The sequence below is a fragment of the Mumia sp. zg.B21 genome (assembly GCF_019550855.1).
Lineage (GTDB): Bacteria > Actinomycetota > Actinomycetes > Propionibacteriales > Nocardioidaceae > Mumia.
The window spans coordinates 44,967-59,124 of sequence record NZ_JAHWCJ010000001.1 but is presented as its reverse complement, the minus strand read 5'-3'; the positions used below and the strand labels follow the sequence as shown (position 1 = coordinate 59,124).

Sequence of the window (14,158 nt, the reverse complement as noted above, 5' to 3'; positions counted from 1 at the left end):
CTATGGCCCGGCAGCTGCTCGGACGGGAGTCAGCGAGGACGACACGCCGACGTTCGTCATCGGCCTGCCACGGAGGCGTCACGAGATGACAACCGCCGTGACAGCTCCATGGCAGTCCCGTGTCGGTCCGACTCGGAGCCTGGCCGCCCACTGGCCGGGAGCCTAGCGTCGCGTCGTGCCAGGCCCTTCCGGGCTCCGGCGCAGGGAGCCCGTGATCCGCGGGCACGGACCAGGAGGAACGATGGTGCGAACGAGACGATGGCTCGCCGCCGGGGCGGGAGCGGTCGCGGCGGCACTGGTGGTCACCGCGTGCGGCAGCGGAGAGGGCTCCGGCTCAGGGCCGGGCGACGAGGGCGAGCCCGTCAAGGGGGGCACGCTCAACATGCTCGGCGTCGGTGACGTCGACTACATGGACCCCAACATCAGCTACTACTCGGCGGGCTACACCGTTCTCCGCCTCTGGAGCCGGCAGCTGTTCACCTATCCTGCGGTCGAAGGCGGCACGACCGAGGAGGTCCCGGACCTCGCGACCGAGATGCCGACCACCGACAACGGCGGGATCAGCGAGGACGGCAAGACCTACACGATCCGCATCCAGCCCGACGCCGCGTGGAACACCTCACCGAAGCGCACCGTCACCGCCGACGACGTTGTCCGGGGCGTCAAGCGCACCTGCAACCCGGCCCAGCCCTTCGGTGGTCTGCCGAACTACGTCGACCTGATCGTCGGGCTGGCGGAGTTCTGCAGCGGGTTCGAGAAGGTCGACCCCACTCCGCAGGCGATAGCGAGCTACATCGACGGCAACGACGTGGCCGGTGTGACGGCCAAGGACGAGAAGACGGTCGTGTTCACGCTGGCCCATCCCGCGCCGTACTTCACCGGCATCCTCACCCTCACGGCGATGTCACCCGCGCCGAAGGAGTTCCTCGAGTACACCCCCGCGAGCGCTGAGCTCGGTCAGCACACGATCTCCGACGGGCCGTACAAGATCGACTCGTACCAGCCGACGAAGGAGATCACGCTCTCGCGAAACCCTGCCTGGGTGGCTTCGAGCGACCCCGTCCGCAAGGCGTACGTCGACAAGGTCGTCGTCAGCGAGAGCGGCAACCAGAACTCGATCCTCCAGCAGCTGCAGACGGGCACGCCGAGCGCGGACATGCAGTTCGACATCGCCGTGCCGCCGGCGCAGCTCCCGAAGCTGGTGTCGGCCAAGGACCCCAACCTCACCCTGGGTGTCACCAGCAGCTCAGGCCCGTACGTCATCTTCAACACGGTCTCGCCGAACAACGCCCGTGCACTGAGCAAGGTCGCGGTGCGGCAGGCCTTGTCGCACGCGATCGACCGCAGCCACCTCGTGCAGGTGCTCGGCGGCGAGAAGGTCAATCCGCCGCTGACCCACGTCCTGCCGTCGACGCTGCTCGGGTCGGAGGAGTTCGACCTGTATCCCCACGACGTCACGAAGGCGAAGCAGCTGCTGGCGCAGGCGGGCTACCCGAACGGCCTGACCCTGACGGTGCTCTACCGCAACAAGAGCGAAGGTCAGAGCAAGGTGTTCCAGACGCTCCAAGGCGACCTGAAGGAGGTCGGCATCACCGTGAAAGGGCTCCAGGCGCAGCAGGCCGACTTCTACACGAAGTACCTCCAGGTGCCTGCCGTGGCCAAGCGCGGCGAGTGGGACATCGCGATGTCCAGCTGGGGCTCGGACTGGTACGGGAACGCGGCTCTGTCCTTCTTCAAGCCGCTGTTCTCGGGCAAGTCGTCGTTCCCGCCGGTCGGCAGCAACTTCGGGTTCTACGACAACCCGACGACCAACGTGCTCATCGACGAGGCCTCGAAGGCGGCGACCGACGAGGACGCGAAGAAGCTGTGGGCGGCCGCGGACAAGCAGACGATGAAGGACGCGCCGATCTATCCGATCACGAATGCGCTGTGGCCGACCTACAAGGCGTCGCAGGTGCACCACGGCGTCTACATCCCCGTCCTGCAGAGCCTCGACCCGGCCAACGTCTGGCTGGAGAAGGGCAAGCAGGGCGGGTGATCTCGGGCGAGGTGGCGGCCACGCGGATCTGCGCGGTCGCCACCTCGCTCCCCGCCTCGTCCCCTCTGCCTGGAAGGAGCCACCGATGACGCTGCTCGAGGTCACTGACCTGCACGTAGGCTTCCCGACTCCTGACGGCGTCGTGCACGCCGTACGCGGCGTCTCGTTCGCCGTGGAGGCCGGTCGAACGCTCGCCGTCGTCGGCGAGTCCGGCTCCGGCAAGAGCGTTGCGACCCAGACCGTCACCGGCCTCACCCGAGGAGCGCAGATCTCGGGGTCCGCCGTGTTCGACGGCGAGGACCTGCTCACCGCGACGACGAAGCAGCTCGAGGCAGTGCGCGGGGCGAGGATCGGGATGATCTTCCAAGATCCGCTGACAAGCCTCCACCCGTACTACACGGTCGGCTGGCAGATCGTCGAGATGATCCGCGCGCACGACCGCGGCATCTCCCGTCGAGCCGCCCGACGTCGTGCCGTCGAGCTTCTCGCACTCGTCGGCATCCCGCAGGCCGATCTGCGGGTCGACGACTACCCCCACCAGTTCTCGGGCGGCATGCGCCAGCGCGCGATGATCGCGATGTCGATCGCCCTGGACCCCGCGCTGCTGATCGCCGACGAACCGACGACGGCGCTCGACGTCACCGTGCAGGCGCAGATCCTCACCGTGCTGCAGGACGTGCAGCGTGAGCTCGGCACCGCCATCATCCTGATCACCCACGACCTCGGGGTGGTTGCGGAAGTAGCCGACGAGATCGTGGTGATGTATGCCGGCCAGGTGATGGAGCGGGCCGACCGCCACGAGCTCTTCTACCGGTTCCACCACCCCTACACCGAGGGCCTGCTCGCCTCGCTCCCCTCGCGAGCACCGGGCCGGGGGCGGCTGACCCCGATCCCCGGCTCACCGCCGAGTCTGATCACGCCGCCGGAGGGCTGCCCGTTCCGACCGCGATGTGCCTACGCCTTCGACCGCTGCACGCAGACGCCGTGGCTGGCACCGGTCTTCGGGCGCTCCGACCACGAGTCGGCCTGCTGGCTGCCGAGCGACATCGCCTCGCGCGACGAGCGTGTCGCCTCACGCGAGGCGCGCGTCACCTCACCACACGAGCAACCCGCATGAGCACCGCTGCCGTCGACGCCTCGGGCAGGCGCGAGCATGACCTCGCTGCACCGCTCCTGGTCGCCTCCGACGTCGTGAAGGAGTTCCCGGTCGGCGCCTCAAGCCCGTGGCGGCGCAGCCGCGAGGTCGTGCACGCGGTGAGCGGGGTCTCCCTGGAGATCCGGCGTGGGGAGACCCTCGGGCTCGTCGGCGAGACCGGCTGCGGGAAGTCGACGCTCGCGCGCTGCCTCGCCCGGCTCTACGACGTCACGTCAGGTTCGATCAGCTTCGACGGCACCGACATCACGGCGTCGAGCCGGCGCCGCCTCCGACCTGTGCGGCGGGAGATCCAGATGGTCTTCCAGGACCCGTACGGCTCGCTGAACCCGAGGCGACGAGTCGGCTCCATCATCGGAGACCCGCTGGCGATCCACGGCGACACCGACGGCCGGTCGATGTCGGCCAAGGAGCGCGCACATCGGGTCCAGGACCTGATGGAGCTCGTCGGCCTCAACCCCGAGCACTACAACAGGTTTCCGGCCGACTTCTCCGGAGGTCAGCGCCAGCGCATCGGCCTTGCCCGCGCGCTCGCGCTGCGCCCGAGGCTCCTGATCTGTGACGAGCCGGTCTCGGCGCTCGACGTGTCGATCCAGGCTCAGATGCTCAACCTGCTGATCGACCTCCAGGAGGACCTCCACCTCACCTACCTCTTCATCACCCACGACCTGTCGGTCGTCCGGCACATCAGCGACCGGATCGCGGTGATGTATCTGGGGAGGATCGTCGAGACCGCCCCGGCCGACGAGCTGTTCGAGGTGACTCGGCACCCCTACTCGAAGGCGTTGCTCTCCGCACTCCCCGTGGCCGATCCGCAGGAGGCCGAGGCTCGGGAGCGGATCGTCCTGGTCGGAGACCTCCCGTCGCCGGTCGCGCCACCGTCCGGCTGCCGTTTCCACCCACGCTGCCCGAAGGCACGACACGACTGTGTGTCCGTCGACCCTGACCTCGTCCCGGTGCTCGACGACCCACCCGAGCACCGTGCCGCGTGCCTCCACCCGCTGCGCGTCGGCGAGGAGCTGGTGGGGCAGGTGCCGGACCTGGATGCCCAGGACAGCGAGATCGTCGCCGAGCGGGTCACCGATCCTGGAGGTGCGTGATGAGCCCGGAGGCCACCGAGACCGCTGCTGCCGGTGAGATCAAGGGCCGCAGCCCATGGGCGCTGTCGTGGCATCGGCTCCGACGTGACCGCGTGGCGATGCTCTCGTTGACGGTGATCGCCGCAATCCTCCTGATGGCGGTCTTCGCCCCGGTCGTCGCGGCGGTCACCGGTCATCCGCCGAACACGCAATACCACAGCGCTGGACTCACTCCGGACGGGTTGCCGCGCGGTCCGAACAGCACGTTCTGGCTCGGCACCGACGACCTTGGGCGCGACCTGCTGGTCCGGATCGCCTACGGTGCCCGCGTCTCGCTGCTGGTCGGCGTGGCCGCGACCGCGCTCGCCGTGCTGGTGGGGGTCGTCGTCGGTCTGGCTGCCGGATTCTTCGGTGGCGTCATCGACACGATCCTCGCCCGTTTCGTCGACGTCGTGCTCTCGTTCCCGTTCCTGCTGTTCGCGATCTCGCTGGTGTCGATCACGGGACCGAGCCTCGGCATCTCGATCCTCGTGATCGGGTTGTTCAGCTGGGCGTCGGTCGCGCGGATCGTCCGGGGGCAGGTGCTGTCGGTGCGCGAGCGGGAGTTCGTCGAAGCAGCACGATCCCTCGGCGCGTCGAGCTGGCGGATCATGGTGATCGACATCCTGCCGAACGTGCTCGCGCCGGTGATCGTCTACACCTCGCTGCTCATCCCCGTCGTCATCGTCACCCAGGCGACGCTGTCGTTCCTCGGCCTCGGCATTCCCCCGCCGACGGCCGACTGGGGCGGGATGATCGCCACGGCCCAGAACTACTACACGACAGCGTGGTGGTACATCCTCTTCCCCGGCCTCGCGCTGCTGGTCACGACGCTCGCGTTCAACCTGTTCGGCGACGGTGTCCGTGATGCCTTCGACCCCCGCGCCCGACCGACGCTCTCGATGAGACCAGGGAGACCGTCATGATCCGGTTCGTGGTGCGACGCACCCTGCTCGGCGCCGTGGTGATGTGGCTGATCACGCTGCTGGTGTTCGGGATGTTCTTCATCGCGCCCAACAACGTCGCTGAGACGCTCGCCGGGAAGCAGGCGACCCCTGAGACGGTCGCCCTCATCTCACACCGTCTCGGGCTGGACCGTCCGCTGCTCGAGCAGTACGGGGACTTCCTGTGGAACGCCCTGCACGGGAACCTCGGCTACGACTACTACCACGGCCAGTCGGTCACCTCGATGCTGGCTGCGGCCGCGCCGGTGTCGATCTCGCTCGCGCTGGGCGCCGCCGTCATCTGGACGCTCCTCGGAGTGACGAACGGCGTTGTCTCGGCCGTGCGCCCGGGCTCCGCCGTGGACCGCGGGCTGACGTTCTTCGCCCTGTTCTTCTACTCGATGCCGTCGTTCCTGCTCGGCCTGCTCCTGCTCACGGTCTTCTACTACCGGTTCACCCTCGCAGGACTGGACTGGTTCCCCGCGGCGGGCTACGCGCCGTTGTCGGCGGGGGTCGGGGAGTGGGCGCGGCACCTGGTGCTGCCGTGGATCGCGCTGGCGATGCTGTCCGCGGCGATCTACACCCGGCTGACACGAGGCGCGATGCTGGACGCGCTCGGCGAGGACTACATCCGGACCGCCCGCTCGAAGGGCATCACCGAGCGCCGCGTCGTCCTGCGGCACGGTCTGCGGAGCGCACTGACCCCGGTCGTGACCCAGCTCGGGATCGACCTGGGCACAGTCGTGGGTGGTCTCGTCGTCACCGAGACCGTGTTCGGTCTGCCGGGTCTGGGCAAGACGAGCGTGGACGCGATCAACAACCAGGACCTGCCGGTGATCATCGGCGTGGTGCTGGTGACCTCAGCCGCGGTGGTGATCGCGAGCATCGTCGTCGACATCGCCTACGCGGTCCTCGATCCTCGGGTACGCCTCAACTGAGCGGGTGGCCGCCGTGCCGGTTCGGAGGCGCCGGTGCGTACGGGCTCAGGCGAGCAGGGCCACGAGGTGCGGGACCATCGCCCGCAGGGCCTTGCCCCGGTGGCTGATCGCGTCCTTGTCGGCGGGCGTGAGCTCTGCGGTCGACACGTCGTAGCCGTCCGCGGCGAACAGCGGGTCGTAGCCGAACCCGCCGTCACCCGTCGGCTCCCACTGGATCCGACCCCGCATCACGCCCAGCTCGACGACCTCGGCCCCGCTCGGCAGCACCAGCGCCATCGCGCACCGGAACTCGGCACCACGCCGCTCGTCGGGCACGTCGGCCAGCTGGTCGAGCAGCAGCGCGTTGTTGCGCGTGTCGGCGGACCGCTTGTCACCCTGCGGCTTGCCACTCCACCGCGCCGACAGGACGCCGGGCATCCCGTTGAGCGCGTCCACGCACAACCCGGAGTCGTCGGCCAGCGACGGGAGTCCGGTGGTCTTCGCGGCGGCGCGCGCCTTCAGCAGCGCATTGCCCTCGAACGTCGGCTGGTCCTCGACGGGCTCGTCGAAGTCGCCGATGTCGTCGAGACCGAGGACCTCGATCCCCGGCACGTCGGGCTCGAGGATGCGACGCAGCTCGACCAGCTTGCCGGGGTTGTGGCTGGCCAGGACGACTCGTCGCGCACTCATGCGGAGGGCCCGTCCTGGAGCGCCGAGGCCTGGATCGCCGTGAGGTCGGCACACCCCTTCTCCGCGAGCGCGAGCAGCGCGTCGAGCTCCGCCCGGTCGAACGGCGCACCCTCGGCGGTGCCCTGCACCTCGACGAACGACCCGGAGCCCGTCATCACGACGTTCATGTCGGTCTCGGCGCGGACGTCCTCGTCATAGGGCAGATCGAGCATCGGGGTGCCGTCGATGATGCCGACCGAGACGGCGGCGACCGAGTCGGTCAGCGGCTCCGACAGCAGGGCACCCCGCTCGCGGAGGTAGGAGACGGCGTCGGCCAGCGCGACGTACGCGCCCGTGATGGCGGCGGTCCGGGTGCCTCCGTCGGCCTGGAGCACGTCACAGTCGATGACGATCGTGTTCTCGCCCAAGGCCTTGTCATCGATCACCGCACGCAGCGACCGGCCGATCAGGCGCGAGATCTCGTGCGTACGTCCGCCGATCCGCCCCTTCACCGACTCGCGGTCGGAACGCGTGTGCGTGGCGCGCGGCAGCATCGCGTACTCGGCGGTCACCCAGCCGAGCCCCGAGTCTCGCCGCCAGCGCGGGACGCCCTGGGTGACGCTGGCCGCACAGAGGACGCGCGTGCGGCCGAACTCGACCAGGACCGATCCCTCGGCGTGGTCGAGCCAGTTGCGGGTGATGGTGACGGGACGCAGCTCGTCGTTCGGGCGGCCGTCCGCTCGGGTGGTGGGCATGCCGACGAGCCTAACGGCCTAGACCTCGTAGACCCCGCCCGCCTCGACGAGCTCGCTCGGTCCGGCGAAGGCGGCCTTGGCCTCCGACGCGACGAGCTCGTGATCGGTCCAGGTCGGGACGTGGGTCAGCAGCAGCCGCCCGACGTGGGCCTCGGTGGCCGCGGCCCCGGCATCGGTGCCGGTGAGGTGGAGGTGGGGCGGATTGTCCGGGTCGTCGGTGAACGACGCCTCGCACAGGAAGACGTCCGCCCGGTCCGCCGCCTCGACGAGGGCCGAGGTCGGCCCGGTGTCCCCGGAGTAGGTGAGGACGCTGCCGTCGGCCTCGATCCGCAACGCGTACGACTGCACGGGATGGTCGACCAGTCGCGGCGTCACCGTGAACGGTCCGAGGGTCACCGGCTCGCCCTCGACCCACGTCTGGACCGCGAGCTCGTCGGTCATCCCGGGGTCGATCGGGAGTCCGTACGCCTCCGCGAACCGGTCGGCGCTGCCCGACGGACCCCAGAGCGGGATCCGTGGGAGCGGACCGCCGGGGACGTACTTGCGGTAGACGTACATCCCGCAGATGTCCATGTAGTGGTCGGGGTGGAGGTGTGAGATCGCGATCGCGTCGATGTCGGAGAGGGCGACGTACTGCTGGAGCACGCCCAGCGCACCGTTGCCGAGGTCGATGACGAGCCGGTAGGTGCGCCCCTGGTGCGCCGCCTCCAGCAGATAGCAGCTGGCCGGGGAGTCCGGGCCCGGGTACGACCCCGCGCAGCCGACGACGGTCAGCCTCATACGCCCACCCACGAGAACTGGTCGACGTGGTCGATCTCGGGACCGAGAAACCGGCGCCCGAGGGTGCGGAACTCCTCAGGCTGCCCCGTGGTCAGGAAGTGGTGCTCGGGCGGCGTGGTCACCGTCCGCTCGAGGCCGTGGCGCACGAGCAGCGCGTAGACGTCCTTGGCGGTCTCGTCCGCGCTGGAGACGAGCGTCACCTCCTCGCCCATCACGTAGGCGATCACGCCCGTGAGCAGCGGGTAGTGGGTGCAGCCGAGCACGAGCGTGTCGATCCCGCTCTCCTGCAGCGGCGCGAGGTAGTCCCGCGCCACCTCCAGGAGCTCGGGACCTGCGGTCACCCCGGCCTCGACGAACTCGACGAAGCGGGGGCAGGCGCGGACGGTCAGCTGGACCGACGGGTTCGCGGCGAACGCGTCCTCGTAGGCCATCGATGTCTTGGTTGCCTGGGTGCAGATGACACCGACGCGGTGGTTGCGGGTGGCGGCGACGGCCCGTCGGGTCGCCGGCACGATGACCTCGACCACCGGCACGTCGTACCGCTCTCGCGCGTCGCGGAGCACCGCTGCGCTGGCGGAGTTGCAGGCGATCACGAGCGCCTTCACGCCTCGGTCGACCAGGTGGTCGAGGCACTCCAGCGCGTACTCGCGGACGTCGCCGATGGGTTGTGGCCCGTACGGCTGACGGGCGGTGTCGCCGAGATAGAGGACCGCCTCGTTCGGCAGCTGATCGATGACGGCTCGGGCGACGGTCAGACCGCCGAAGCCGGAGTCGAAGATGCCGATGGGCGCGTCGTTCACCCGAGCGAGCCTAGTGTGCGATTCACACCCACGAAACACAATGCGTCCGACGCCACAGGGCGAGTCGCGTGGGACGCGGCTCGGCGTCACCGGCTGAAGCGCTCCACGAGGGCCGTGAGCCGCAGCTCGACCAGCGCAGGGTTCAGCCGTCCGGTGGCGGCGAGCGTCACCAGACCGTGCAGGCAGCTCCAGAAGACCTCGGTGAGCGCGTCCACGTCGGCGTCGGCGTCGTCGCCGGCGTACGGGCGGACCGCCTCGCGAAGCGCACCGAATCCCTCGCGCATCGGCGCCGGGGTGGACTCCTGTGCGAACTTCAGCTCGACGGCCCGGCTGAACATCGCGTCGTACAGTGCCGGGTGGCGTGCACCGAAGTCGAGGTACGCCGTGGCTACGTCGGCGAGGCGCTCCGAGGGAGACACCTCCGGTGTACGGACGGCTCTGAGCAGCGCCTCGGCAATCTCGGTGAAGCCCTCCATCGCGACCGCTGCCATCAGAGCGCCCATGCCGGCGAAGTGGCTGTAGAGCACGGGCTGGCTGTACTCGACGCGCTCCGCGAGTCGTCGCGTCGTGACCGCCTCCCACCCTTCGGCCTCGGCCAGCTCGCGCGCGACGTCGATGATCAACCGCTCACGTGCTTCGCGTTCGCGTGCCCTGCGCTCGTGGATCGCCACGCAGAGATCCTAGCACCGCTAGACATCAGGCTCATGCTCGCATAGCGTCGCACTTGTTTCTAGCATCGCTAACAAGGAGTTCTCGTGCTCATCACCGTCGCGTACGTCCTGGCCGCCGCCCTCTGCCTCATGGTTCTGTTCATCGGCGTACGGTTCCTGACTCACCCGATCCCGGCAGCCGCCGGCTACGGCGTCCCGGCTAAGCCGGACGGCGACGGCGCGTACCTGACGGTCAAAGGAGTCCGTGACTCCACGTTCGGCGTCGTCGGCCTGACTCTGCTGGCCTTCTCGACGCCCGGAGCAGCGGGGTTGTTCATGATCACCGTCTCGCTCGCGCCATTCGGCGACACGCTCGTCGTCCTCCGCAACGGAGGAACGAAGGCGGTGGCCTTCGGCATCCACTTCGCCACGGCCGTCATCGTCCTCGTCAGCGCCGCGCTGCTCTTCGCGGTCTGACACCGCGGTCGGGCATGCTGTCTCGATGAGACGAGTGCCCTTCACCGGCGACGAGAAGGAGAGCCTCTACACGGCTCTCGACCGCCACCGTGATGCCATCCTGTGGAAGATCGACGGACTCTCGGACGAGGACCTCCGGCGGCCCATGGTGCCGTCGGGGACGACGCTCCTCGGGATGGTCAAGCACCTGGCGTCCGTCGACTACGCCTGGTTCTGCTCGACGTTCGGCCGCGAGTCGCTCGAGGTCCCGGCCGACGAGGACGACTGGGACGCCGACTGGCGCATCGAGCCGTGGGAGACCACCGAGGGTGTGCTGGCCTACTTCGCGATGGCCCGCAAGGCCGCCGACGCGGTGATCGACGACCTCGACCTCACTGACACCGGCACCGCGTGGTGGGGTCAGACGGTGTCGCTCCGGTGGGTGCTGATCCACATGGTCGAGGAGTACGCCCGTCACGCCGGGCACGCGGACATCCTCCGCGAGCTGATCGACGGGGCGACCGGCCCGTTCGAGGGCTACCCGACCTGATGGCCGGGGCGAGCCGCTCCCGGACGAGCGGGCTACGCCCAGAGCTGGCCCTCGAGCCGCTCCTCCGCCTCGTCGACGGTGCCCTCGTACGCGCCCGTCGAGAGATACTTCCAGCCGCCGTCTGCCACCACGAAGACGATGTCGGCGGGCTCCCCCGCCTTCACGGCCTTCGAGGCCTGGGCGAGGGCGGCGTGCAGGATCGCGCCGGTGGAGATGCCGGCGAAGATGCCCTCCGACTCGAGCAGGTCGCGCACCCGTCGCACGGCGTCGCGAGGTCCGACCGAGAAGCGGGCGTCGATGTACTGCGGGTCGTACAGCTCGGGTACGAACCCCTCATCGAGGTTGCGCAGCCCGTAGACGAGCTCGCCGTAGCGTGGCTCGGCGGCGACGATGCGGACCTCCGGCTTGGCCTCGCGGAAGAAGCGTCCGACGCCCATGAGCGTGCCGGTCGTGCCGAGGCCCCCGACGAAGTGCGTCACCTCGGGGAGGTCGGCCAGGATCTCCGGGCCGGTGCCGCGGTAGTGCGCGTCGGCGTTGGCGGCGTTGCCGTACTGGTAGAGCATCACCCAGTCGGGGTGCTCCTCGGCGACCCGCTTGGCGACGCGGACGGCTTCGTTCGAGCCGCCGGCGGCGGGCGACGACACGATCTCGGCACCCCACATGCGCAGCAGCTGCCGGCGCTCCTGGGACGTGTTCTCCGGCATCACGCACACGATGCGGTAGCCGCGCAGCTTGGCGACCATCGCGAGCGAGATGCCGGTGTTGCCCGACGTGGGCTCCAAGATCGTGCACCCCGGTCGGAGGACACCCTCGGCCTCGGCGCGCTCGATCATCGCCAGCGCAGCGCGATCCTTGATCGAGCCGGTCGGGTTGCGGTCCTCCAGCTTGGCCCACAACCGGACCTCAGGGGACGGGGACAGCCTCGGGAGCCCGACGAGCGGCGTGCCGCCGACGGAGTCGATCAGGTTGTCGAAGCGCATGGACGGGTCCGGCCTCGTACGCGAGGTCAGCGCGCCCCGCCCGCGACGGCGGGCAGGATGACGACGACGTCGCCGTCGGACAGGGGCGTCTCGAGGCCGCCCGAGAAGCGGATGTCCTCGTCGTTGACGTAGATGTTGACGAATCGGCGCGGCTGGCCGTCCTCGACCAGGCGGTCCTTGATGCCAGAGTGGTGAGCCTCCAGGTCCTCGATCAGCGCGCTGACCGAGTCACCGGCGGCGGAGACCTTCTTCTCGCCGTCGGTGTAGGTACGGAGGATGGTGGGGACACGGACCTCGATGGCCATCAGACGTCAGCTTCCTGGTCGATCGGTGGGATGAGTGCTCGGAGCCTGGACGGAGTCGCCGCCCGGGCCCTCCTCCTCGTAACGCTCGACGACGCGGACTTCTTCCTCGCTGACCTCGCCGTCGACGATCCGGAACGAGCGGAAGTCGACAGGTCCGGGCGCGTGGGCGCCGTCGCGGGTCGACACGAGGACGTAGTGCGCGTTCGGCTCGCCGGCGAGGTTGACGTCGGTGCGCGACGGGTAGGCCTCGGTGGCGGTGTGGGAGTGGTAGACGACGACGGGCTCCTCGTCGTTGTCGTCCATCTCCTGGTAGAGCCGGAGCAGGTCCGTCGAGTCGAACTCGTAGAACGTCGGCGACATCGCCGCGTTGACCATCGGGACGAACCGCGTCGGCAGGTCCGAGCCGATCCGTCCGGCGACCACGCCGCACGCCTCGTCCGGGTGGTCCCGTCGAGCGTGCGCGATGATCGCGTCGTACGTCGCCTGGTCGATGGTGAGCACGCTTCCAAGGTACGGGGTGGCACCCGGCTCAGAGGGTGGGTCCGCCATCCGAACGGCGTCCGTGTGGGCCGCGCCACTCCGTGCCACTCCGCGTCAGCCGAGCGGGCGGGTGAGGACGACGCGCCGCCGGCGAGGGTCGTCGTCGGGTCGCAGGGAGACGAGCGACACCTCGTCGAGCGTCACGCGCGTCCCGACCCTGAGAGCCCGGCCAGCCTGAGCCGACACGTGCGGCCGGAAGGCGTCACGCACGTGCCGCATCCGAGCGACGTCGACACCCGCGTCGGCGAGGGCGCCCAGCAGCGCCCGATGGAGCGCGTCGAGATCAGCGGTCCGTGCCAGCTCGGTCACCCGCACGTCGTGACGGCTGCCGAACCACTCCTCCCCCGCCGCTTCGGTGGCTGCGGGCGCACGACTCTCGGCAGCACGGGTGAACGCCTCCACGGCCTCGGCCTCGTCAGCGTCGAACGGCGGCACCCAGGTGACGTGCAGCGGCCACGCCTCACGTCCGAACTCCTCCGGCGCGTCCTCGACGAAGGACACGACGCAGAACCTCACGGGCAGAACCTCATGGGCTCAGTCGAGGGCCTGGACGAGGGACTCCTGGACGAAGCCCAGCCACTCGTAGATGTCGACGACCACCGCCACGGAGGGATCGTCGCTCTCCGCGGCCGCCTCGGCATCCTCCTCGGACTCGATGCCGAGCCTGACCGCGAGGGCGAGCCGTACGTCGGTGAGCGACCGCAGCCACGCCTGAGCACCGCGCTCACCGAGCTCGACCTCGATGGGGTCCACGGACTGCTCCGGGTCGTCCAGGTCGAAGCCGCCCGCCGCGAGCGACGCGACGAGCGCCTGAGCGTTCTCGACCTTGGCCGTCGACAGGCTCCGCTCGGTGAAGCGACGGAAGTCGGCCGCCGAGTCGTCGTCGTCGCGATAGGCGTCGGGCAGGAGCCTCCGGAGCACCGGGTCCTCCGGAGGCAGCGAGGACGCGGTCGTGCCGAGCTGACCGAACAACGGGTCGGGCGACGACTCCTCGGGGGCGTTGCGGTCACGCAGCAGCTCGATCACCTGGCCCAGCAGGTTGACGAGCAGCTCGGCCTCGGCCCGCTCGAACTCCGCGCGGACCCGGTCGCGCTTGCGTCGCTCGAACGCCCTCATCGGATGCTCTCCGCGCTCATGCGTCGTCCCGCTGCAACGTCGCCCACAGTCCGTACTCGTGCATCGCCTGCACGTGCCGCTCCATCTCCTCGCGGGGCCCGGTCGCGACCACGGCCCGCCCGTCGTGGTGGACCTTCATCATCAGGTCGTTCGCCGTGGCGTCGTCGTAGCCGAAGTAGGACTTGAACACGTACGCGACGTAGGACATGAGGTTGACCGGGTCGTTCCAGACGATGGTGACCCAGGGTCGGTCGAGCTCGGTGACCTCGTCGGTCGCCGGCTCGTCGACCTCGATCGGGCTTGGCGTGCTCACCCGGCCCATTGTGGCGTACGCGCAAACTCTCCGGCCCGCCCCTGCCCGGTGGAGTTCCACGGTCCGCCGGCCCG

Annotated in this window: 18 protein-coding genes; 7 read left to right on the top strand and 11 right to left on the bottom strand. The window is 69.5% G+C overall.

All coding sequences use genetic code 11. The features are described 5' to 3' along the window. Positions 1 to 244 precede the first annotated feature (244 nt). The 5 genes from KV100_RS00320 (at position 245) to KV100_RS00300 (ending at position 6,191) form a co-directional block, all read left to right on the top strand. Entirely contained in the window at positions 245 to 2,038 is a 1,794-nt protein-coding gene (locus tag KV100_RS00320) for an ABC transporter substrate-binding protein (RefSeq protein ID WP_220340932.1), read from the top strand. 85 nt (positions 2,039 to 2,123) lie between these two features. Beyond that, the gene (locus KV100_RS00315) at positions 2,124 to 3,155 is read left to right on the top strand and encodes an ABC transporter ATP-binding protein (RefSeq protein WP_220340931.1); all 1,032 of its coding nucleotides are present in this window, start codon (positions 2,124 to 2,126) and stop codon (positions 3,153 to 3,155) included. Continuing rightward, complete coding sequence (locus tag KV100_RS00310; RefSeq protein ID WP_220340930.1) at positions 3,152 to 4,291, top strand: ABC transporter ATP-binding protein; 1,140 nt, start codon at positions 3,152 to 3,154, stop codon at positions 4,289 to 4,291. Before KV100_RS00315 ends, KV100_RS00310 begins: the two co-directional genes overlap by 4 nt. Beyond that, positions 4,291 to 5,235, top strand: a complete 945-nt coding sequence (locus tag KV100_RS00305; protein WP_220340929.1) for an ABC transporter permease — start codon at positions 4,291 to 4,293, stop codon at positions 5,233 to 5,235. Before KV100_RS00310 ends, KV100_RS00305 begins: the two co-directional genes overlap by 1 nt. Further along, complete coding sequence (locus KV100_RS00300) at positions 5,232 to 6,191, top strand: ABC transporter permease (protein WP_220340928.1); 960 nt, start codon at positions 5,232 to 5,234, stop codon at positions 6,189 to 6,191. The genes KV100_RS00305 and KV100_RS00300 overlap by 4 nt, the downstream gene beginning before the upstream one ends. 45 nt (positions 6,192 to 6,236) lie before the next feature. Here the strand turns inward: KV100_RS00300 and rdgB are convergent, their stop codons facing one another. The 5 genes from rdgB to KV100_RS00275 form a co-directional block, all read right to left on the bottom strand. Further along, on the bottom strand, positions 6,237 to 6,860 hold the full coding sequence (gene rdgB, locus KV100_RS00295; RefSeq protein ID WP_220340927.1) for an RdgB/HAM1 family non-canonical purine NTP pyrophosphatase: 624 nt from the start codon (positions 6,858 to 6,860) through the stop codon (positions 6,237 to 6,239). Next, positions 6,857 to 7,594 (bottom strand): ribonuclease PH, encoded by a 738-nt coding sequence (rph, locus tag KV100_RS00290; RefSeq protein WP_220340926.1) that lies wholly within the window; start codon positions 7,592 to 7,594, stop codon positions 6,857 to 6,859. Before rph ends, rdgB begins: the two co-directional genes overlap by 4 nt. Positions 7,595 to 7,612: 18 nt before the next feature. Beyond that, positions 7,613 to 8,374: an MBL fold metallo-hydrolase gene (locus tag KV100_RS00285; protein WP_220340925.1), complete on the bottom strand. Its 762-nt coding sequence runs from the start codon at positions 8,372 to 8,374 to the stop codon at positions 7,613 to 7,615. Beyond that, entirely contained in the window at positions 8,371 to 9,174 is an 804-nt protein-coding gene (gene murI / locus KV100_RS00280) for a glutamate racemase (protein ID WP_220340924.1), read from the bottom strand. The genes KV100_RS00285 and murI overlap by 4 nt, the downstream gene beginning before the upstream one ends. 86 nt (positions 9,175 to 9,260) lie before the next feature. Further along, entirely contained in the window at positions 9,261 to 9,845 is a 585-nt protein-coding gene (locus tag KV100_RS00275) for a TetR/AcrR family transcriptional regulator (protein WP_220340923.1), read from the bottom strand. 84 nt (positions 9,846 to 9,929) lie between these two features. Here KV100_RS00275 and KV100_RS00270 point away from each other — a divergent pair, with 84 nt between their 5' ends. Together KV100_RS00270 and KV100_RS00265 are read left to right on the top strand one after the other, a co-directional pair. Next, positions 9,930 to 10,301: a DUF4267 domain-containing protein gene (locus KV100_RS00270; protein WP_220340922.1), complete on the top strand. Its 372-nt coding sequence runs from the start codon at positions 9,930 to 9,932 to the stop codon at positions 10,299 to 10,301. Positions 10,302 to 10,326: 25 nt separating this feature from the next. After that, positions 10,327 to 10,830, top strand: coding sequence for a DinB family protein (locus KV100_RS00265; RefSeq protein WP_220340921.1), 504 nt, complete (start codon positions 10,327 to 10,329; stop codon positions 10,828 to 10,830). 32 nt (positions 10,831 to 10,862) lie between these two features. Here the strand turns inward: KV100_RS00265 and KV100_RS00260 are convergent, their stop codons facing one another. From KV100_RS00260 to clpS, 6 genes are all read right to left on the bottom strand, one after another. Further along, complete coding sequence (locus KV100_RS00260) at positions 10,863 to 11,810, bottom strand: PLP-dependent cysteine synthase family protein (protein ID WP_220340920.1); 948 nt, start codon at positions 11,808 to 11,810, stop codon at positions 10,863 to 10,865. Between the two features lie 26 nt (positions 11,811 to 11,836). Continuing rightward, positions 11,837 to 12,115, bottom strand: coding sequence for a MoaD/ThiS family protein (locus tag KV100_RS00255; RefSeq protein WP_220340919.1), 279 nt, complete (start codon positions 12,113 to 12,115; stop codon positions 11,837 to 11,839). Positions 12,116 to 12,121: 6 nt separating this feature from the next. After that, positions 12,122 to 12,616, bottom strand: a complete 495-nt coding sequence (locus tag KV100_RS00250) for a M67 family metallopeptidase (RefSeq protein ID WP_308291312.1) — start codon at positions 12,614 to 12,616, stop codon at positions 12,122 to 12,124. Positions 12,617 to 12,709: 93 nt separating this feature from the next. Next, complete coding sequence (locus tag KV100_RS00245; RefSeq protein ID WP_220340917.1) at positions 12,710 to 13,156, bottom strand: 2'-5' RNA ligase family protein; 447 nt, start codon at positions 13,154 to 13,156, stop codon at positions 12,710 to 12,712. A gap of 33 nt (positions 13,157 to 13,189) precedes the next feature. Further along, positions 13,190 to 13,771 carry a DUF2017 domain-containing protein gene (locus tag KV100_RS00240; RefSeq protein WP_220340916.1) on the bottom strand — a complete coding sequence of 194 codons (582 nt, stop codon included), beginning with the start codon at positions 13,769 to 13,771 and terminating at the stop codon, positions 13,190 to 13,192. Between the two features lie 16 nt (positions 13,772 to 13,787). Next, positions 13,788 to 14,093, bottom strand: a complete 306-nt coding sequence (clpS, locus tag KV100_RS00235) for an ATP-dependent Clp protease adapter ClpS (RefSeq protein ID WP_220340915.1) — start codon at positions 14,091 to 14,093, stop codon at positions 13,788 to 13,790. Between the last annotated feature and the right edge of the window lie 65 nt (positions 14,094 to 14,158).